General features: G+C 44.8%; 19 protein-coding genes. 16 read left to right on the top strand and 3 right to left on the bottom strand.

The genetic code is table 11. The features are described 5' to 3' along the window. Positions 1-36: 36 nt before the first annotated feature. Positions 37-399: a YtxH domain-containing protein gene (locus tag ADIAL_RS08615; RefSeq protein ID WP_034302587.1), complete on the bottom strand. Its 363-nt coding sequence runs from the start codon at positions 397-399 to the stop codon at positions 37-39. Next, complete coding sequence (locus ADIAL_RS08610) at positions 396-839, bottom strand: HIT family protein (protein ID WP_034302583.1); 444 nt, start codon at positions 837-839, stop codon at positions 396-398. The genes ADIAL_RS08615 and ADIAL_RS08610 overlap by 4 nt, the downstream gene beginning before the upstream one ends. Before the next feature lie 142 nt (positions 840-981). Here ADIAL_RS08610 and ADIAL_RS08605 point away from each other — a divergent pair, with 142 nt between their 5' ends. The 5 genes from ADIAL_RS08605 to trmB all read left to right on the top strand — a co-directional run bounded on the left by ADIAL_RS08605 (position 982) and on the right by trmB (position 5,420). After that, entirely contained in the window at positions 982-1,716 is a 735-nt protein-coding gene (locus tag ADIAL_RS08605; protein WP_034302580.1) for an ABC transporter ATP-binding protein, read from the top strand. Between the two features lie 2 nt (positions 1,717-1,718). Next, positions 1,719-2,924 (top strand): ABC transporter permease, encoded by a 1,206-nt coding sequence (locus ADIAL_RS08600; RefSeq protein WP_034302577.1) that lies wholly within the window; start codon positions 1,719-1,721, stop codon positions 2,922-2,924. 12 nt (positions 2,925-2,936) lie between these two features. Next, positions 2,937-3,797: a D-amino-acid transaminase gene (gene dat / locus ADIAL_RS08595; RefSeq protein ID WP_034302574.1), complete on the top strand. Its 861-nt coding sequence runs from the start codon at positions 2,937-2,939 to the stop codon at positions 3,795-3,797. Between the two features lie 124 nt (positions 3,798-3,921). Beyond that, positions 3,922-4,743, top strand: a complete 822-nt coding sequence (locus ADIAL_RS08590; protein ID WP_034302571.1) for a phosphotransferase family protein — start codon at positions 3,922-3,924, stop codon at positions 4,741-4,743. 38 nt (positions 4,744-4,781) lie between these two features. Then, positions 4,782-5,420, top strand: a complete 639-nt coding sequence (trmB, locus tag ADIAL_RS08585) for a tRNA (guanosine(46)-N7)-methyltransferase TrmB (protein WP_034302569.1) — start codon at positions 4,782-4,784, stop codon at positions 5,418-5,420. 44 nt (positions 5,421-5,464) lie between these two features. On the opposite strand, the gene ADIAL_RS08580 is transcribed toward trmB, so the two are convergent. Next, a complete protein-coding gene (locus tag ADIAL_RS08580) occupies positions 5,465-5,818 on the bottom strand; it encodes a PepSY domain-containing protein (protein ID WP_034302566.1) in 354 nt (117 codons plus the stop codon). A 193-nt stretch (positions 5,819-6,011) separates the two neighbouring features. On the opposite strand from ADIAL_RS08580, the gene pepA reads away from it, so the two are divergent. From pepA to thrS, 11 genes are all read left to right on the top strand, one after another. Continuing rightward, positions 6,012-7,082 carry a glutamyl aminopeptidase gene (gene pepA, locus ADIAL_RS08575; protein ID WP_034302564.1) on the top strand — a complete coding sequence of 357 codons (1,071 nt, stop codon included), beginning with the start codon at positions 6,012-6,014 and terminating at the stop codon, positions 7,080-7,082. A gap of 30 nt (positions 7,083-7,112) precedes the next feature. Then, positions 7,113-7,718 carry a YtpR family tRNA-binding protein gene (ytpR, locus tag ADIAL_RS08570; protein ID WP_034302562.1) on the top strand — a complete coding sequence of 202 codons (606 nt, stop codon included), beginning with the start codon at positions 7,113-7,115 and terminating at the stop codon, positions 7,716-7,718. Positions 7,719-7,750: 32 nt separating this feature from the next. Beyond that, positions 7,751-8,335: a hypothetical protein gene (locus ADIAL_RS08565; protein WP_034302559.1), complete on the top strand. Its 585-nt coding sequence runs from the start codon at positions 7,751-7,753 to the stop codon at positions 8,333-8,335. A gap of 96 nt (positions 8,336-8,431) precedes the next feature. Beyond that, on the top strand, positions 8,432-9,760 hold the full coding sequence (gene murC, locus ADIAL_RS08560) for a UDP-N-acetylmuramate--L-alanine ligase (protein ID WP_034302557.1): 1,329 nt from the start codon (positions 8,432-8,434) through the stop codon (positions 9,758-9,760). A gap of 104 nt (positions 9,761-9,864) precedes the next feature. Then, a complete protein-coding gene (gene polA / locus ADIAL_RS08555; RefSeq protein ID WP_034302554.1) occupies positions 9,865-12,528 on the top strand; it encodes a DNA polymerase I in 2,664 nt (887 codons plus the stop codon). An 83-nt stretch (positions 12,529-12,611) separates the two neighbouring features. Continuing rightward, a complete protein-coding gene (gene mutM, locus ADIAL_RS08550; protein WP_034302552.1) occupies positions 12,612-13,439 on the top strand; it encodes a bifunctional DNA-formamidopyrimidine glycosylase/DNA-(apurinic or apyrimidinic site) lyase in 828 nt (275 codons plus the stop codon). 17 nt (positions 13,440-13,456) lie between these two features. Further along, positions 13,457-14,053, top strand: a complete 597-nt coding sequence (gene coaE / locus ADIAL_RS08545) for a dephospho-CoA kinase (RefSeq protein ID WP_034302550.1) — start codon at positions 13,457-13,459, stop codon at positions 14,051-14,053. 57 nt (positions 14,054-14,110) lie between these two features. Continuing rightward, positions 14,111-14,575 (top strand): transcriptional regulator NrdR, encoded by a 465-nt coding sequence (gene nrdR, locus ADIAL_RS08540; RefSeq protein ID WP_034302548.1) that lies wholly within the window; start codon positions 14,111-14,113, stop codon positions 14,573-14,575. A 27-nt stretch (positions 14,576-14,602) separates the two neighbouring features. Further along, a complete protein-coding gene (locus tag ADIAL_RS08535) occupies positions 14,603-15,985 on the top strand; it encodes a replication initiation and membrane attachment family protein (RefSeq protein WP_034302545.1) in 1,383 nt (460 codons plus the stop codon). Beyond that, positions 15,985-16,920, top strand: coding sequence for a primosomal protein DnaI (gene dnaI, locus ADIAL_RS08530; RefSeq protein ID WP_034302616.1), 936 nt, complete (start codon positions 15,985-15,987; stop codon positions 16,918-16,920). The genes ADIAL_RS08535 and dnaI overlap by 1 nt, the downstream gene beginning before the upstream one ends. A 345-nt stretch (positions 16,921-17,265) precedes the next feature. Then, a complete protein-coding gene (gene thrS / locus ADIAL_RS08525; protein ID WP_034302543.1) occupies positions 17,266-19,197 on the top strand; it encodes a threonine--tRNA ligase in 1,932 nt (643 codons plus the stop codon). Positions 19,198-19,308 lie beyond the last annotated feature (111 nt).

Raw genomic sequence — 19,308 nt, 5'->3', positions numbered from 1 at the left:
CTCAAATCAGCAGGTCAGTCTACTCTAAACGTTTTTTTAAACTGTTGTTTCAGCTTTAGTAATTGATTCGCCGGCTCGCTGGGCTTCTGTCTGGATTTTGTCAGCCCTCTCCTGAATGCGTCTGAGTCTGGGTGTTGCCTCTTTTTGAAACTCAGCTGCGGTATCCTGGATTTCAGCCATAAAGTCAGTTTGTACGAACTGTACTTCAGAGGTCAGGGTGCTGACAGCTGACTTCAAGTCGTTGACTTTGTCCGTCACATCCTGCACGTGCATTGTTGTTTCGTCGATATATACTTTCATGGCTTCCTGGTTTTCTTGACCGCTTCGAGGGGTCCTGATCAGACCGTATAAACCGCCAAGAACAACTCCTGAGAGGCTGCCTAATAGAAAATGTTTCATGCTTTTTCCTCCTTTTTTAGTTGATCTTGAATCGCATCTCTCACTGTATCGAGTTCCGCATCTGAATACAGCTCCTGGTGCGTCTCCCACTTGAGGCCGAAACCGTCAGCTTTTGACTCGTATCGTGGCAGCAGGTGGACATGACCGTGGAAAACACTTTGTGATGCGATAGCTTCGTTGTTCATTAGAAGATTCAGTCCCTGACAATCAGGATCAAAGGCTTTGACCGCTCTAGCTAATTTAGGGATCTTAGAAAATACTTTTCCCGCCAGTTCGTCAGAGTAGTCCAGTATATTGCGGACATGCTCCTTGGAAACGACCAGTGTATGACCTTTAGTGACTTGAGATACGTCCAGAAAGGCCAGAATATCTTCATCTTCGTAGACTTTCCTTGCTGGAATTTCTCCAGCGATTATTTTACAGAATATACATTCGCTCATGTCCATCCCTCTTTCTTTGATCAATCTATAAACAGTTTATCATATCGGCAGAGGAAATAATAAAAAGACGGTATGCAAATCTTAAATCAAAGATGAAATGTGGTAAAATATATGCATTAGTCACAAAGGAAGGATAGTTAGTATGAGCTTGCTAGTTGATTCGATAACAGGCGGGTACAGTCAGATACCCGTATTAAAAAATGTGTCTTTTGATATAAAAGACGGTGAACTGATCGGACTGATCGGTTTGAATGGTGCCGGTAAAAGCACAACCATCAAGCATGTGATCGGATTGATGCATGCTTTTGAAGGAAAGATCGAAATAGATGGTCAAACGATTGCAAAAGATCCCCAGACGTATCGCCGAAAAATCGGTTTTATTCCGGAAACACCCTTGCTGTATGATGAGCTGACACTGAAAGAGCACATAGAAATGACAATCATGGCTTATAATTTGGACCGTGTTGGAGCTTGGGACTATGCTGATACTTTATTGAAGAAGTTTAGACTGACTGACCGTTTAGACTGGTTCCCCAACGATTTTTCAAAAGGCATGAAACAGAAGGTAATGATTGTCTGTGCCTTTATCATCAGGCCGTCTTTGTTTATTATAGACGAGCCATTTTTAGGCCTCGATCCCCTGGCAATCAGGGATTTAATCGAAATGATGGAAGAAGAGAAAGCCCGTGGGGCATCGATATTGATGTCAACCCATGTACTGGCCAATGCCGAACGTATCTGTGACCGGTTTTTGGTTATGCACGCCGGGGAAGTCTTTGCTCAGGGGACACTTAATGAGCTGAGGGGCTTTTTCAATATGCCGGGCGGCTCCCTGGACGACATGTATAGTCAGCTGGCTGCCAAGGAAGGGTTCTGACAATGGAGATAAAGGATGTATTCAAGCAAAGATCCCAACTTTATTACAGGCAGCTGGGCAAATATTTAAAATATGTCTTTAATGACCACTTCGTCGTTGCTTTACTGATATTGACAGGTGCCTTAGGGTTCACTTATTCAGACTATGTAGAAACGGTCAGTGCTCAAGCCCTATTACCACGGCTGATTCTGTCAGTGGTTCTTTTTTCTCTGCTTACATTTGGGAGTATCCGGACACTGATCGAACCAGCTGATGGAATTTATCTGCTGCCTCTTGAAAAAGAGCTAGAACCGGTGATGAAACGTCACTTGGCCACTGCAGCGTTTGTTTATGGTGCAGGAGCCTCTTTGCTTGCGACAGTGACTCTTCCCCTGGTTTTTTCGCTTGAAATCGTTACTGGAGGAACCAGTTTCCTATGGTATGTGATGCTTATCAGTTTGAAGCTGGTGGATGTGAACAGTCAGTATCAAGCATTCAAAGTGAATCAGGCAGGAGAGGTCCATTTAAAATGGTTCAAAGAAGGGGTCATGCTGCTGAGTATTGCTGTCGGACTGTTTTTGTCACTTGTAGCAGGGACGATACTAGCTGCTGCTATGCTCTGCTGGTCGGTTTATCAGTCTTTGATGAGTCAGTCTCAGCAGGTATGGAACTGGGAGAAAATGATTGACAGCGAACAGAAACGGATCCAGGCTCTTTACCGTTTGATCAACCTTTTTGTTGAAACGCCATACGGAAGCCATAGGGTGCACCGGTTGAAATGGTTGGATGGCGCAGTAACCCTTTTTGATAGAGGGCACTCACCGCATGCGTATTATATTAACCGGGTCTTTTTTAGGCAGACATCATTCAGTGGGCTGTATCTCCGTCTGTTGCTGATTGGGTCTGTATTTATGCTGTTTTCGCCAGCCATCTACCTGAATGTGCTTGTCAGCCTGCTTTTTTTATACCTAATTGGCTTTCAGCTGCTGCCTTTGAAACAGGTTCTGGACGAAACCATCTATTTTAAATTGTATCCGGTGAAGAATACTGATAAAATTAGAGCCACCCAGGGACTGCTGGCTCGTCTGTTGCTGCTTGCTGGAGGAGTATTTGCGCTCTCCAGCTTCGGTGCAGGTCCGCTGCAGGCAGGCTTGCTGCTAATTACAAATGGCCTGTTTGTCTGGGGGTTTGTTAAAGTATACATGAGAAGAAGGCTGCGAGAGAGTTAAGGGGAGAATGATATGAAAGTAATCTGGAACAATGAGATTGTAGACAGAAGTCAAGTACGGATCGATCCGGAAGATAGGGGATACCAGTTTGGAGACGGTATATACGAAGTAATTAGAGCTTACAATGGAACATTTTTTTGTCTGGAAGAACACTTGGACCGTTTTTATTCCAGTGCCAGCAAAATAGAAATGAATGTACCCTACACGCCTGCTGAGTTGAAACATCTGGTCAACAGACTGCTGGACGAGACGGGTATACAAACGGGAAACTTGTACCTGCAGTTGACACGGGGGGTCTCATCGCCACGAAATCATATGTATCCAGACGCGGGAGTTTTGCCGATGCTGACGGGAACCATGACAGCTGTGGACAGAGATGCAGCCAAAATGGAAGCAGGGATTCCAACCATTGTGACTGATGATATCAGGTGGCTCAAATGCGATATTAAGATGATCTCTCTTTTGGGCAATATTATGGTCAAGCATGAAGCGCATAAGCATAACGCGGAAGAAGCGATTTTGCACCGCGATGGTATAGTTACCGAATGCTCATCGTCTAATCTGGCCATAGTCAAAAATGGTGAAATTCTGACACATCCAGACGGCAATCTGATTCTGCCGGGCATAACGAAGCTGGTATGGATACGATGCGCCAAAGCGCTGGGGTATCCAGTAAGAGAAGTTCCTTTTTCGCTGGACGACCTTTATGAGGCAGAGGAAGTATTCTGCTCAAGTACGACAATAGAGGTTATGCCTGTCAGCAGAATCGGAGATCATGTGCTGTTTGATAAAGTACCTGGAAAAGTCACCCGGGCTCTGCAAAACGCCTACTTAGAAGAAATTGAGCAGCAATGCGGATTACTGACTGTATAAGAAGGATTTAATAAAAAAGAACACGCATGTGCTTGACGGACTAGTCAATTCTTTCTACAATAGAAAGTGCATTATTGTCTGAACTGCTGGTTCGGCAAAATCGAAGGTAAAAGGATTGAATGATATGGAGCTAGAGAGAGAAACGGGGTGGCAGCTGCATCCTATTGGTGGAGATACTGGACAAGCATATATGGGGACCAAAAACGAGGAGCGGCTGTTCCTAAAAAGAAACTCTTCCCCGTTTCTGGCAGCCCTGTCACTTGAGGGGATCTCTCCGCGGCTCGTATGGACGAAGCGGATTGGTAACGGTGATGTGCTGACAGCGCAGGAATGGTGTAATGGTCGGACTTTGAACCGTGAAGAAATGACCTCCCTGTCAGTTATCCAAATTATAAAAAAAGTGCACCGGTCCAGCAGCCTTAAGCGGATGCTTAATCGTCTAGGAGGGAGAACCCTCCTGCCTTCGGACCTGTACTATGATTCAGTTTACAAGCTGGACCCGGATCTGATGACTCATCCGCTAATCAAGCAAGCGATCACGTTTCTGGGGCGGAATATGCCTGAAAGTCCTTCTGATGATGAACAGGCTGTCTGTCACGGAGACATCTCGCATAAAAATCTGTTGCTATCCAGTGAAGAAGAGCTCTACTTGGTGGACTGGGACTCCGCGGTCCTGGCTGATCCGGTAGTGGACATGAGCCAGCTTCTTGTTAGGTATATTGAGTTTGACAGCTGGTCTGAATGGACAAAAGAAATTGGTGTCCATTCAGATGGTACGGCGAAACTCAAACTTTACTGGTACGCGGTGGTCAACTTGGTGCTGGATACCCGTGCAAATCATATAAAACAGGACTATATCCGTATGAACAAAAATTTAATCAAGCTGAATCAGATTCTGTCTGATATGAGTTATACAAAGAACACCAAAGGGGAACAGGTTCTATAATCTGATCCCTTTTTTACTGAATAAATAGGAGCGATAAGATGAGATTACGTCATAAACCCCATGCCAAAGATAAGTTGCTGGAACATCAGCAATTTGTAGTCAAGGACCCTGAAACCATGAAAGGAAAGTGGAATGAGCGTTTCGGCAAGGCTCAGCCGCTTCATATTGAGATTGGATGCGGGAAAGGTCAGTTTATTATTGAAATGGCCAAGCGCCACCCGGAAATAAACTTTATCGGCATAGAACTGCAGACCAGCGTCATTGTTTCAGTGCTGGAAAAGCAGATTGAAGCTGAACTGCCTAACCTTCAGCTTCTGCAGGTTGATGCCAGAGAACTGAAATCATATTTTGAAAAAAACGAAGTAGATCGTATTTATCTAACATTTTCTGATCCATGGCCAAAAAACAGGCACGAAAAAAGGCGTCTAACCTACAAGACGTTCCTCTCAGTATATGAGACGATTTTAAAGCCAAAGGGAGAGCTGCATTTCAAAACAGACAATCAGGGGCTTTTCGAGTATTCTCTGACCAGTTTTTCTCACTATGGTGCGTTGCTTACTGATGTCTACCTTGATTTGCACACCAGCGACGTGGAAGAGAATGTCATGACTGAGTACGAAGAGAAATTTTCAAAAAAGGGCAACCGAATCTATAAAGCTGTCGTGTCCTTCACATAAAAAGAGTACCGGCCACCAGGAGATTTCCAGTGGTCGGTACTTTTTTACACTCTATACAGATCGATTAGACTTCCAGTATAAGCATCGACAATAAATTCATATTGAACCAGTTTATTTTCCTCGTATCTAGAAATACCGCCATAATAAACATCGGTCTCATAAGCATATTTCTTCCAAGGAACCTTAGTCAGTTCAATCCAGGAAGCGTCAATAGGACCTTCTTTTAGAAACTCTTTCTTCACTGATGCGAGCAAGTCGTCTGCTTTAAGTGAACGTTTGCTTTTGATAAAAGCTGAAGTCAGCATCCCGAGCAGAAAAGACAAAAGCGCTGCACCAGCCAGATAAAGCCAGTCTTCCGTGGAATAGTCGTTTTGATTGGATCGTTTGTTATTGAGCATGTATTATCCCTCCATCCAGGTGTTAATCATATCGTTCATGTGCTCATTCTATCATAAGTGTATAAGATAGCCTAACAGAAACAAACCAGGTTTAACTTAAAATTAAAGGGTATTTTGTGTATAATGGCTTAAGTGATTACCGTAATAAAAACATAACGGGAGGATAGAGTCGGACAGCTGTCCGGCGTCTAATATGAATAAAGAGACAATTGACCTGATCAAGAAAACTACAGAACTTCAAGGGATAAGCGGTTTCGAACACAATATTCGCCAATTCATGCGTGAGCACATGGAAGGACATGTGGATGCTATTGAAACGGACGGGCTCGGGGGAATATTTGGAGTCAAAAAGGCTGCTGATGCAGACGCACCCCGTCTGATGCTGGCAGCACATATGGATGAAGTCGGGTTCATGGTTTCTTCCATCACTCCTCAGGGGCTGATGAAAGTTCTGCCTATCGGCGGCTGGAACCCTTACGTCGTATCATCCCAGCGTTTTACGATTCAGACCAGCAAGGGAGACTATCCTGTTGTTTCCTCGTCTATTCCTCCTCACCTGCTAAAAGATAAAAAGAACACCTCAGTGTCGGTAGAAGACATTCTGTTTGATGGTGGCTTCGAATCAAAGGAAGAGGCTGAAGCCTTCGGTGTCAGACCGGGAGATCCAATTGCCCCAGTAGCAGAGACAATCCAGATGGCTAACGAAAACACCTTTGTAGGTAAAGCCTGGGACAACCGCTACGGTGTGACGCTGGTTCTTGAACTGCTGAAAGAACTGAGTGGTCAACAGCTGCCTTCGACGCTGATTGCGGGAGCGAATGTACAGGAGGAAGTCGGATTAAGAGGAACAAAAGGGTCGGTACGCAAGTTTGATCCGGACGCTTTTATTGCCGTGGACTGCTCTCCAGCGAATGATCTCAACGGAGACAAGGAAGCTTTCGGCCGTCTAGGAGAAGGTTTTCTGCTGCGCATTCAGGACCCGGGAATGATCCTATCGAAGGAGATGAAAGATTATCTGATTGATACGGCAGAGACACATTCAATTCCTTATCAGTACTTTGTATCTAAGGGAGGAACGGATGCCGTCGCAGCCCATCAGTTGAATGAGGGAATTCCCAGTGCAGTTATCGGCGTGCCAGCAAGATACATTCACACACATCAGTCACTATTTAGGATTGACGACTACGAAGCAGCCAAGGAGATGGTCCGTCAACTGGTTAAAACGTTTGACCAGTCTGTCCTGGATACACTGAAGACGTTTTAACACTATATTTAAGACATAAGGAGACAAGCTATGCATATTAGTATATACAACAACAATGGACTAGAAGATGTTCTAATGATTGCCCTGAAAAAATGTTCAGTCGACCAGCAAGAAGTGGAAAGCAAAGGGGATTTAATCAAGCTTAAGGATAAGGACAGTAAAGACGTAGTAGGCTTTAATTTATTTCAGGCGTCTGCTCATATAGATGGTCTGGAAAATGGACCCGTTCAGCTCAATACTGAACAAATCAGTCAGTTTAATCGGACTCTAAAGGCTGCTGGCTTTGAGGACAAACTTGAAGTCGACACAGATCCCCGATTTGTTGTCGGACATGTAAAGTCATGTGAGCCAGTTGAAGGATCGGATCATCTTAATTTGACGCAGACAGAAGTCGACAACAATCAGGTGCTGCAGATTGTTTGCGGGGCAGGAAATATAAAAGCTGGACAGAAAGTTGTCGTGGCTAAGCCTGGTGCCGTGATGCCAGAGGGCATGATCATCTGGCCCGGTGAACTGAAAGGGATCAAAAGCGAAGGTATGGTCTGTTCAGCAAGAGAGCTCGGGCTGCCTCAGGAGCAGGCAGGAATTATGATTCTGCCATCTGATGAAGAAACAGGCAGACGGTTTGATTTTTAGCCGTTTAATTGACTGAAAGGTGAGAGATAGGTATGTCTTCAAAATACAGAGAATTTTTTGAGGCGTCCAGAAAGCACCAATCAGCCGATCTGGACAGATCTCAGCCAGAAAGATTCAAAGACAACTATGTGCTCCCTGGGGAGCTCAAAAGAAAAGAAGAGGTCGCCCGGGAGTTTAGGGACTATATAGAACATAGAGAAGAAACAGGTGAACGTGGATACATTCATCCGCCTTTTGAAGCAAGCAAGGTTCCCTCTCCCTATCATGGTTTCAACAAACCGAAAAAGAAAAAGGTCAAAAAGACAGATTACTCCAAGCTGAAAAAAGACCTGAGAAAAAATGCAGATGAGTTTCTGCTTTTCGATGTTTGTGTGACTGAGGACCTGGAAGCTGCTTGGTTGGAGAGAGAAGGAAACCTTATACAGTCTTCTTCTCCATCAAAGCATGAAGAACAGTCGAAAAAAACCAGGAAAACTAAGGCCAAAGTGCTGGAAAAAGTCAGACGGACAAATGGACTTCACCGGACCTTGTCCACAATCATGGATGACGACCGAAGTGGTGAAAATCAAAAGAAAATGAACGTACCCGGTCTTTTCGAGAATAAGGCAAAGCATTAAATTTAACTGATAGTCCTGGCTATTTTAATCTATTTCGATTATAGTAGGTAACGATGTTAATTTACGAGATGTTTATTATTGGAGGATTTTTTACGAATGAATCATGAAACTTTATACCATTTTGTTGGGATCAAAGGCTCAGGCATGAGTGCCTTGGCCATGATTCTGCACGATAAAGGCTTCAATGTGCAGGGGTCGGACGTCAAAAAGTACTTTTTCACTCAGAAAAACTTAGAAGAGCATCAAATACCGATCAAGGTCTTTGATGAAAGTAATATTGAAGAAGACATGATTATTATTGCAGGTAACGCTTTTCCGGATACGCATGAAGAAATTCGCCGAGCGAAGGAAATGGGACTTGAAATAAAACGGTATCACGATTTTCTGGGAGAACTGAGTGATCAGTTTACGAGTGTGGCTGTGACCGGCTCTCACGGAAAAACCAGTACAACTGGCTTACTCTCTCATGTACTGGGCGGCATCAAGCCTACGAGTTATCTGATTGGAGATGGGACTGGCAGAGGGGAGAAGGACGCCGAGTACTTTGTGCTGGAAGCTTGTGAGTATCGCCGTCATTTTCTAGCGTACAAGTCTGATTATGCTTTGGTCACCAATATTGACTTTGATCATCCGGACTATTACGAAAGTATCGAAGATGTCCAGAATGCCTTTCTGGAGTTTTCTGCTCAAATCAAGAAGGCTATTTTTGCCTGTGGAGACGACATGAGACTACAGGAGCTGCACGCCCCTGTACCGATTGTGTATTATGGCTTTGACGAATACAACGATTTTCAGGCCAAAAACATCGAACGCTCAACGGACGGTTCGACATTTGATGTCTATGTCCGGGGAGATTTCTACGGGAAATTTACGATTCCTTCTTACGGTAAGCACAATATCCAGAATGCTCTGGGAGTCATTGCTTTTGCACACTATGAAGGACTGGATCCGGACAAAGTCAGAGAACAGCTGATGTCTTTTGCAGGAGTCAAAAGACGCTTCACAGAGAAACATGTGATGGACACAGTGATTATCGATGATTATGCCCATCATCCGGCAGAAATTCGGGCTACCCTCGATGCAGCACACCAGAAATATCCGGACAGAGAAATTGTGGCAGTATTCCAACCGCACACTTTCAGCCGGACCGTGGCTCTGCTGGATGAATTTGGAGCGGCTTTGGATATGGCGGATGCGGTCTATCTCTGTGATATTTTTACTTCCGCCCGTGAGCAAGAAGGTAAAATCACGATTCTTGACCTTTTGAATAAAACGGAAAAAGGCAAGGAAATCATCAGCGAAGAGGACATGTCTCCTCTGTTGGCGCATAAACATCAGGTAGTCATTTTTATGGGTGCCGGGGATGTAGAAAAGTTTGAGCATGCTTTTGAAAAGATTTTAAGTCAGTCAGAAGCAAAGAATTAACAGAAATGAGAGCGTTCCTGAAGCGGTTCAGGGAGCGTTCTCTTTTTCTATTTCCTGATATCTGATACTATGAGAGTAAGATTATTTACTGGAGGACGAGACAAGTGGCGGACAAAAAGAAATTACTGCTGATTGATGGACATAGTGTGGCTTTCAGAGCCTTTTATGGCCTGCATAGTCAGATCGAGCGTATGAAAAACAGAAATGGCCTGCATACCAATGCACTTTACGGCTTTCACAATATGCTGGAGGTGATTGTCAATAAGGAGCAGCCGACGCATGCTCTGGTCGCTTTTGATGCCGGAAAGACGACCTTCCGGCATGCTTTTTTTGATGATTACAAAGGGGGTCGGTCCAAGATGCCGTCAGAATTCTCGGAACAAATCCCTTTTCTCAAGGATCTGCTGTCGGGCTTTGGTCTGAAAAGTTACGAGCTGGAAAACTACGAAGCAGATGATATTATCGGTACATTGGCTAGGCAGGCTGAAACTGAAGGCTTTGAAGTGGTAGTGCTGACAGGGGACCGAGATTTGACCCAGCTGGCAACAGACGCTGTTCGAATTGACATCACAAAAAAAGGAGTCAGCGACCTGAAAGAACACTCCAAAACGTCGATAATAGATGAACTGGGCATCGATCCGATTCGTATTATCGATATGAAAGGTCTGGCAGGAGATGCCTCGGATAATATTCCAGGGGTGACAAAAATCGGCGAAAAAACAGCTCTGAAACTGCTGCATGAATATGGAAGCCTTGAGAATCTGTATGCGCACGTGGATGAAATGAAAAAGTCCAAGCGTAAGGAAAACCTGATAGCTGAAAAAGAGACAGCTTTTTTGAGTAAAAAACTGGCTACTATTGATGTACAAGCCCCCATTACCGTCAAGTTGGAGGAACTGAGTTATCATGGACGAGACATGGAGAAACTGATTGCTTTTTATAAAGAGATGGACTTCAAGTCCCACTTGGAAAAGCTGGATACAGCGGACTACATGGATCAGCTCGCAGAAGAGGTCGAGGAAGTCGAGTATACATTTGTTGAAGAAATCAGTCCGAAGCAGTTTTCTGACGGCATGGCACTGTATGTTGAAATGCTGGATGATAATTACCACAAAGCGGATATCGTTTCAGTAGCCTGGGGAAAGGAAAACAGGCTTTATGTGACTGATCCAGAAACCGCTTTTGCGTCGCCGGTATTTAAAGACTGGGTGGAAGATGAAGATAAAGAAAAATATGTATATGATGCGAAACGGACTTATGTTGCTCTCCACAAGAGAGAGTGTGAGCTGAAAGGGGTTTCCTTTGACATTATGCTGGCCTCTTATCTGCTGACAGCTGAAGACAGCAGCAGTGGCGATGTAGTAGATGTAGCCAGTAAGCACCATTATGAAGGGATGACCCCTGATGAAGTAGTCTACGGTAAAGGAAAGAAAATCAGTGTGCCTGAAGATCAGACGCTGATGTATGACCACATGGCCCGCAAAGTTTTAGCAATCACAAAGCTGTCCGCCAAGATGGACGCCGAACTGAAAGAGAATGAGCAGGAAGCTCTTCTGAAAGAAATGGAACTTCCGCTAGCTATCGTTTTGGCAGAAATGGAAATCCAGGGTATTACAGCTGATGCAGAGTGTCTGGAAGTCATGAAGGAAGAATTCAGGCAGACTCTTGAAGGAATCGAAGAAAGAATATACAAGGAAGCAGGAGAGACGTTCAATATCAATTCACCTAAGCAGCTTGGGGTGATCCTGTTTGAAAAGATGGGCTATCCTGTAATTAAAAAAACCAAGACGGGTTATTCTACTGCACAGGATGTACTGGAAAAACTAAGGGATCAGGCCCCAATTGTCGAATTTATACTCAAATACCGGCAGGTCGCCAAAATTCAGTCAACGTATATTGAAGGACTGCTTAAGGTGATAGACAGCAAGACCAGCAAAATTCATACCCGTTATCTGCAGACAGTCGCCCGTACTGGCAGACTTAGTTCTGTAGACCCGAACTTGCAGAACATTCCGATACGCCTGGAAGAAGGCCGTAAAATCAGACAAGCTTTTGTCCCCCGTAAAGAAGGCTGGAAAATATTTGCCTCCGACTATTCTCAAATAGAACTGCGGATCCTGGCGCATATATCAGCTGATGAACATCTGATCAGAGCTTTTATGGATAATGAGGATATTCACACGACGACAGCCATGCGAGTATTTGATATCGCCAATGCCGGTGATGTGACAGCGGATATGCGTAGAGAAGCGAAGGCAGTCAACTTTGGTATCGTTTATGGTATCAGTGATTATGGCCTGTCTCAGAACCTGAATATCAGCCGAAAGGAAGCCAAAGATTATATTGACACCTACTTTGACCGCTTCCCAGGGGTAAAGCAGTTTATAGATGACGTGATCCGTGAAGCCAAGGAAAAAGGCTATGTAGAAACATTATTTCACAGACGACGTTATTTGCCGGACATCAACTCAAGGAATTTCAATCTCCGTTCTTTTGCTGAACGGACAGCTATGAATACACCGATTCAGGGCAGCGCTGCCGACATCTTAAAAATGGCTATGATTGAAATGGATAAACGGATCAAAGCTGAAGGACTTCAGGCAACTATGCTGCTTCAAGTACATGATGAACTGATTTTCGAAGTGCCCGAAGAAGAGATTTCACAGATTGAGACATTGGTCAAAGAAGTAATGGAACAGACGGTGGAACTTGCCGTTCCGCTTAAGGTAGAAAGCAGCTATGGCAAAAGCTGGTACGAAGCAAAATAGACACATATACAGGCAAGAAGAAAGGGCGGGAGAGATCTCGCTCCTTTTCTTGCACAAAAAGTTTATAGAAAGTAGCGATAAAGATGCCTGAACTTCCAGAAGTGGAAAATGTTAAAAATGGTTTGCTAGACTTACTGCCGGGAAAAGTGATCAAAGAAGTCCAGGTGCTGTGGCCCAACATCATCAAAGATCCGGCGGCTAATATATTCAGCCGTCAGTTAGCCGGCCAGACAATCGAAAATATTGGAAGGCGGGGGAAGTTTCTGCTGTTTTACTTGAGTGATTATGTCCTAATCAGCCATTTGCGGATGGAAGGGAAGTTTAGAGTCGAAACAACAGACACGCCATTGGCCCGTCATACACATGTGGTATTTAAACTCAATGGAGAAGAAGAACTGAGGTATTTGGATGTCAGAAAGTTCGGTAAAATGAGTCTGACCTCGCGCGTTAGGCCTTTTGAGCACCCCTCGCTCGTGTCGCTTGGCCCTGAACCTACAGCTGATAAGCTGAACGATAAATGGGTTAGTCAGTTTCTTCAAAATAGAAAGCGGGCAATCAAAGCCTGCTTGCTCGATCAGACTTTAGTAGCCGGCATCGGCAATATTTATGCTGATGAAATCTTGTTCGATGCTCGTATTCATCCGTCCCGTCCCGCTTACTCACTTAAGCAAGAGGACATCAGCCGTCTAACGAAATCAATCATTACAATAATGGATAAAGCAGTGAAGTCTGGAGGAACCACAATCCGGACGTATGCCAATGCATACGGAGATTCAGGGACCTACCAGCATAATCTCAAAGTCTATGGCAGGGATCAGGCGGCCTGCACTCGTTGTGGAACTAGGATAGAAAAAATAAAGGTGGCTCAGAGGGGGACACATTTCTGTCCACTGTGCCAACCGGCAGAATAGAAGAGAGGAGTCGGCAAATGACTTATGTTTTGGGACTGACTGGAGGAATAGCTACAGGCAAGTCGACTGTCAGCCGATTTTTTCAGCAGAAAGGTATCCCGTTAGTTGATGCGGATAGGGGAGCGCGGGAAGTCATGCAGCCTGGCTGCAGTGCCTATCTGAAAACAGTGGATCAGTTCGGGGAGGAAATCTTAAACAAAGACCGCACGCTAAATCGCAAAGCTTTAGGGGCAATTGTTTTTTCGAACAAAAAAAAGCTGGACAAGCTTAATGCAATTGTGCAGGCCGACATTTTTGAGTGGATATTAGGTCAAATGCACGAGCATATAGCGGCCGGGGCTCCGTTGGTTGTACTGGATATTCCACTGCTGTACGAAGCAGGTTATGAAGAAATAGTGGATGGTGTAATGGTCGTTTGGACAGATAAAGACTGCCAGTTGAAGCGGCTGATGAATAGAGATGGATTGAGCCGTGAGGAAGCGGCTGGCCGAATTGCCGCTCAAGCGCCACTTAATGAAAAAATACAGAAAGCTGATGTTCTTATCGATAATAATGGGACAATAGACAGCACGCAACGACAGGTAGAGTCCTGGCTGACAGAGAATGGCTATTAGACCACGGTCGGGTATGTTATAATAGCGGTAATAATTCAAAGCAAAGGACTGACTGACATGCATTGTCCAAAATGTCAACATAATGGGAGCAGAGTAGTCGACAGCCGGCCGGCAGATGAAGGAAAATCCATCAGACGCCGGCGCGAATGTGATGCCTGCCTCTTCCGCTTTACCACCTTTGAGCGGATCGAACAGAGTCCTGTTCTGGTTGTCAAAAAAAATGGCAACCGGGAAGAATTCAGCCGTGAAAAGCTTCTGAGGGGGATCAGGCGGGCGTGTGAAAAACGTCCGGTTACTGCCGAAGAACAGGAGCAGATTGTCAACAAAGTGGAGTACAAGATCCGTGATCATGGGGCAGGAGAAATTGCTTCAACAAAAATTGGAGAGTATGTTATGGAAGAACTAGCTGAGCTGGATGATGTGGCATATATTCGTTTTGCATCAGTCTACCGTCAATTCAGAGACATCAGTGTATTCATGCAGGAAATGCAGGAGCTGGAGAAAAAAAGGAAAGAGCATTAAACAGATGATGGAAAGGATTCGAGTGGCATGAATTACCCCTGGAAACATATCAGTCCAAAAGATACAGTGCAAATCTTGAAAGTTGCGACCTTGTCAGACTTGGACAAACGGATACTGGTTTCTCTTTACCAGCCTTTATTGGGGCAAGAGGCTGTATCGTTGTATTTAACCTTGAGTGAATACATCGCGCAGAACAATGCAGCAGAAATCATGCTGTCAGATCTGCTCATTCAGACGGGTTTAGGTATCAAGCAATACTATGAAGCCCGAATTCGTCTGGAAGCCTATGGCCTGTTAAAAGTATTCCAGCATAAGCAAGAGTCTGACTATTTTAGCTTGGCCGTAATGAAACCAATGACACCCAGTCATTTTTTTGCCGACCCGATGCTTAAAATGATGCTGACAGAAAAAGTGGGACAGCGTCTGGCTGCTGAACTGGAAGACCGATTTGCTCTGCATTCTCCAGGACTTGAAGATTTTCAGGAAATCACTAAATCTTTTTTGGATGTCATTCATGTCGATATGCAAAAAATGAGTGAAGCGGACAATCATACATCAGCCATGCAGCTGAAAGAGCCTGTATTGAGTGATCAGGCAATAAAAGTTGACTCCTTTGACTGGAATTTCTTTATAGAAGGCTTGAATAAGCAGTACATCCGTCTGTCATCAGTCACTGCAGACATAAAAAAACTAGTATATACCTTTCATCTGCTTTACGGGATAAATGAACTGACTATGCAGGGATATGTGCTAGAAGCCGCTGATCTTTCGGACGGTACGGTCAGCGGTAAAAAACTAACAGCCATTATTCAGAAAAAATATCTTCAGCAGACAAGAAAACCTCAAGCGGGCCAGTTTAATGAGGGGTCTGGGCAGGGAGACGGCCGCAGGCTCAAGCAAAAAGGCTTCTCTGAAGGAGAAATCGAAGTAATTCTTCATGCCGAACAGGTCTCGCCTTATGCCTATCTAAAATCAATCAAGCAGCAGAAGGGCGGTTTCGTGGCCTCATCAGAAACATGGGTGCTGAAAGAACTGGTCGAACAGGCTCCGTTGTCCAATGCAGTAATCAATATTCTCCTGAACTACTTGCTTGTTATAAAAAATGCACCTACGCTTGAAAAAAATTTGGCTATTAAAATAGCAAACGACTGGGCACAGAGTCAGGTGAATACACCGGAAGATGCTATGGCTAAAGTCAAGCAGCTTTATGCGAACCACAATCAGAAACAGACTAAGCAGCGGCCAACATATTCTCGGTCTGCTCAGAAAAAGGCACACGCGAGACAGGAGTCTCTGCCTGACTGGGCCAAGGGAACGGCTGAAACAGACGAACGGCTGAGTGGTCAGGAAGCAGAAGCTTTCCGGAACAAGCTGAAACAGATACGAAATAAAAAAAGTGGTGATCAATGATGGACAGTATAAAAGATCAGCTGGCAAAAATGATGAATACGGCCGAACTTAGTGACCGTTTTAGTCAGATTATGAAGAATGAAGTCTTCAAAGATCCGGATGTCAGACAGTTTTTAACTGAAAATAAGGATGCACTGGATAAGGAAGCGATTGAACGCAGTGCATCGAAACTTTACGAATTTGTAAGTGAAAAAAGAAAAGCCGATACAGCTGAGAGTGGTCTCGCTCCGGGGTACCGGCCCAAGCTGATGTTGAACAACCACCGGGTGGATGTAACTTATGTTCCGACAGAGGATTTGATTGACAGACGAAAAGCCAGTCGGATCCGCAACAGAATCACATCAATGTATATGCCGAAAGATTTGAAAGAAGCCAGTCTTGAGGGATTCGAGGCAACTAGAAAACGCCAGGAAGCTTTCGAAAAAGCCATCCGCTTTATTGAAGCCTATCTGGATAATCCTAAAGAGTTTCACAAAGGCCTGTACTTTCAAGGAGCTTTTGGTGTAGGCAAGACCTATCTTCTAGGTGCGATTGCTCATGAACTGTCTGAACACGGACATGCTTCTACACTGGTCCACTTCCCGACTTTTGCCGTAGAAATGAAAAATTCTATTGGTAATAATACAACGGAAAGTAAACTGACTACGTTAAAAAAAGCCAGGGTGCTGATGATTGATGATATTGGTGCAGATTCGATGTCTTCCTGGATCAGAGACGACGTGCTGGGAGTCATACTGCAATATCGTATGCAGGAAGAACTGCCAACCTTTTTTACTTCGAACTTTGATATGGATCAGTTGGAAAAAGAGCACTTGAGTGTCAGCCAGCGTGGAGAAACCGAGCCCCTTAAAGCTAAACGTCTGATGGAACGGATCCGCTTTCTGTCTGAGGAAGTAACTATGGCCGGTGAGAACCGTCGGCAAAATAAAAGTTGATTTGGGAAAAAAAACATGATAGAGTACTACCTATATTAGCGAGTGAACAACGATGCGAAAGACACCACCGGACAGCCTCCTGAGATGAAAGAGAGGAAGACAACAGCTGAAAGTCTTCCACCATGCTGCTGGTGACCCCTTTCAAGTGCAAATCTGAAAACAGTAGGATTGGCCGTAGACTCTGCGTTAAAGAGAAGAGAACAGAAAGAACCCTCTTTCTGCAAACTTGGGTGGAACCACGTGAATACCAGACGTCCCATTGAACAGCTGTACTGTTCAATGGGACGTCTTTTGCTGTGAACGCTGTTTTATGCAGCAGTTCGAAAAATAAAAGGAGGAAAGACTATGTCAAACACAATAGCGGTTACCTTACCAGATGGTTCAGTGAAAGATGTATCAAAAGGTACGAGTCCAAAAGAAATAGCAGGCAGTATTGCCAAATCTCTGGAAAAGAAAGGGCTAGCAGCCAAATTTAATGGAGAACTGATTGATTTCAGCCGAAAACTTGAAAGGGACGGAGCTCTTGAGATTATCACACCCGATCATGAGGATGCCCTGTCTGTATTGCGTCATTCTACGGCGCATCTGATGGCACAGGCGATTAAGCGTCTATATCCGGACGTGAAATTTGGAGTCGGCCCGGCAATCGAGTCCGGTTTTTATTATGATACCGATTCAGAGCAGCCGATCACTGACGAGGATCTGAAGCGAATTGAAGCTGAAATGATGGCAATCGTCAAAGAAAATCTGCCGATTGTCCGCAAAGATATTTCACGTAAAGACGCACTAGAGCTTTTCCAAGACGATCCTTACAAACAGGAGCTGATCAAAGACTTGCCGGAAGATGAGGCGCTGACTGTCTATGAGCAAGGTGAGTTTGTTGATTTATGTCGGGGAGTACATGTACCGTCGACTGGTCGCATTCAGGTTTTTAAACTGCTGTCACTGGCTGGAGCTTACTGGAGAGGTAAGTCGGATAACAAAATGATGCAGCGTGTTTACGGTACGGCATTCTTTGACAAGAAAGCACTGAAAGAATTTCTGAAGATGAGAGAAGAAGCGAAAGAGCGGGATCACCGCAAGCTGGGTAAAGAACTGGATCTGTTCATGCTGTCCCCTGAAGTGGGTTCAGGCTTGCCTTTCTGGCTGCCAAAAGGGGCAACCATCAGACGGGTGATTGAGCGCTACATTACAGACAAGGAAATTGCTCTTGGCTATCAGCACGTTTATACGCCTATCATGGCTAATGTTGATTTTTACAAGCGTTCCGGCCACTGGGATCACTATCATGAAGATATGTTCCCGCCAATGGACATGGGTGATGGTGAAATGCTGGTACTGCGTCCAATGAACTGCCCGCATCACATGATAGTTTTCAAAGATGATGTCAGAAGCTACCGGGATCTGCCGATCCGCATTGCAGAACTGGGGCAGATGCATCGCTACGAGAAAAGTGGGGCCTTGTCAGGATTGCAGCGGGTAAGAGAAATGACTCTTAACGATGCCCATGTTTTCGTGCGCCCGGATCAGATCAAGCAAGAGTTCAGCCGTGTCGTCCAGCTGATGCTGGCTGTCTATGATGATTTTGAAATCACAGACTACCGCTTCCGTTTGAGTTACCGTGATCCCGAAAATACTGAAAAGTACTTTGATGATGATAACATGTGGTTGAAGGCTGAGTCGATGCTGAAAGAAACCCTGGATGAATTGGGACTTGACTATTATGAAGCAGTGGGAGAAGCTGCTTTCTATGGTCCCAAGCTGGATGTTCAGGTCAAGACTGCCATGGGGATTGAGGAGACCTTATCTACCGTGCAGCTGGACTTTCTTCTGCCTGAGCGTTTTGACCTGACCTATGTCGGAGAGGACGGCCAAGACACTCACAGGCCAGTTGTTATTCACAGGGGAGTAGTTTCTACTATGGAACGCTTCGTTGCCTACCTGATTGAACGATACAAAGGAGCATTCCCGACTTGGCTGGCTCCGGTACAGGCAAAAGTGATTCCTGTCAATCTTGACATACATGGTGAACATGCCAAAAAACTTCAGGAAAGCATGGCTGCTAGAGGTTTAAGAGTCGAAGTCGATATGCGCAATGAAAAAATGGGGTATAAAATTCGTGAAGCACAGACATTGAAAATACCGTATCAGCTGGTCATTGGTGATCAGGAAATGGCTGAAAATACCATTGCTGTCCGAAAATACGGTGAGAAAAAGACGGAAACTATGGCGGTAGACCAGTTTATTGAATTAATGGTAAACGAGAATACTAAGTGAACATCAAAAGGTTGACAGTAGTCTTTGCCTGTGATAATATATAAGAGTTGAGAAAACAAAGCAGAAGCCCCCGCTTCTCGCCTGAGCAGACAAAACGTCTCTGGGCAGATA

Source organism: Alkalibacterium sp. AK22 (assembly GCF_000585255.1).
In the GTDB taxonomy this organism is placed as follows: Bacteria; Bacillota; Bacilli; order Lactobacillales; family Carnobacteriaceae_A; genus Alkalibacterium.
The sequence above is the reverse complement of the archived record's forward strand: the minus strand, read 5'-3'. Positions and strand labels throughout refer to the sequence as shown.

What these genes read in the sequence shown, in the direction of transcription:
- ADIAL_RS08580 (WP_034302566.1), bottom strand. Translation starts at nt 5,818, where the DNA reads ATGCTCAATAACAAACGATCCAATCAAAACGACTATTCCACGGAAGAC.
- trmB (WP_034302569.1), top strand. Translation starts at nt 4,782, where the DNA reads ATGAGATTACGTCATAAACCCCATGCCAAAGATAAGTTGCTGGAACAT.
- ADIAL_RS08600 (WP_034302577.1), top strand. Translation starts at nt 1,719, where the DNA reads ATGGAGATAAAGGATGTATTCAAGCAAAGATCCCAACTTTATTACAGG.
- ADIAL_RS08565 (WP_034302559.1), top strand. Translation starts at nt 7,751, where the DNA reads ATGTCTTCAAAATACAGAGAATTTTTTGAGGCGTCCAGAAAGCACCAA.
- coaE (WP_034302550.1), top strand. Translation starts at nt 13,457, where the DNA reads ATGACTTATGTTTTGGGACTGACTGGAGGAATAGCTACAGGCAAGTCG.
- mutM (WP_034302552.1), top strand. Translation starts at nt 12,612, where the DNA reads ATGCCTGAACTTCCAGAAGTGGAAAATGTTAAAAATGGTTTGCTAGAC.
- dat (WP_034302574.1), top strand. Translation starts at nt 2,937, where the DNA reads ATGAAAGTAATCTGGAACAATGAGATTGTAGACAGAAGTCAAGTACGG.
- ADIAL_RS08590 (WP_034302571.1), top strand. Translation starts at nt 3,922, where the DNA reads ATGGAGCTAGAGAGAGAAACGGGGTGGCAGCTGCATCCTATTGGTGGA.
- thrS (WP_034302543.1), top strand. Translation starts at nt 17,266, where the DNA reads ATGTCAAACACAATAGCGGTTACCTTACCAGATGGTTCAGTGAAAGAT.
- pepA (WP_034302564.1), top strand. Translation starts at nt 6,012, where the DNA reads ATGAATAAAGAGACAATTGACCTGATCAAGAAAACTACAGAACTTCAA.
- nrdR (WP_034302548.1), top strand. Translation starts at nt 14,111, where the DNA reads ATGCATTGTCCAAAATGTCAACATAATGGGAGCAGAGTAGTCGACAGC.
- ytpR (WP_034302562.1), top strand. Translation starts at nt 7,113, where the DNA reads ATGCATATTAGTATATACAACAACAATGGACTAGAAGATGTTCTAATG.
- ADIAL_RS08615 (WP_034302587.1), bottom strand. Translation starts at nt 399, where the DNA reads ATGAAACATTTTCTATTAGGCAGCCTCTCAGGAGTTGTTCTTGGCGGT.
- dnaI (WP_034302616.1), top strand. Translation starts at nt 15,985, where the DNA reads ATGGACAGTATAAAAGATCAGCTGGCAAAAATGATGAATACGGCCGAA.
- ADIAL_RS08610 (WP_034302583.1), bottom strand. Translation starts at nt 839, where the DNA reads ATGAGCGAATGTATATTCTGTAAAATAATCGCTGGAGAAATTCCAGCA.
- murC (WP_034302557.1), top strand. Translation starts at nt 8,432, where the DNA reads ATGAATCATGAAACTTTATACCATTTTGTTGGGATCAAAGGCTCAGGC.
- ADIAL_RS08535 (WP_034302545.1), top strand. Translation starts at nt 14,603, where the DNA reads ATGAATTACCCCTGGAAACATATCAGTCCAAAAGATACAGTGCAAATC.
- ADIAL_RS08605 (WP_034302580.1), top strand. Translation starts at nt 982, where the DNA reads ATGAGCTTGCTAGTTGATTCGATAACAGGCGGGTACAGTCAGATACCC.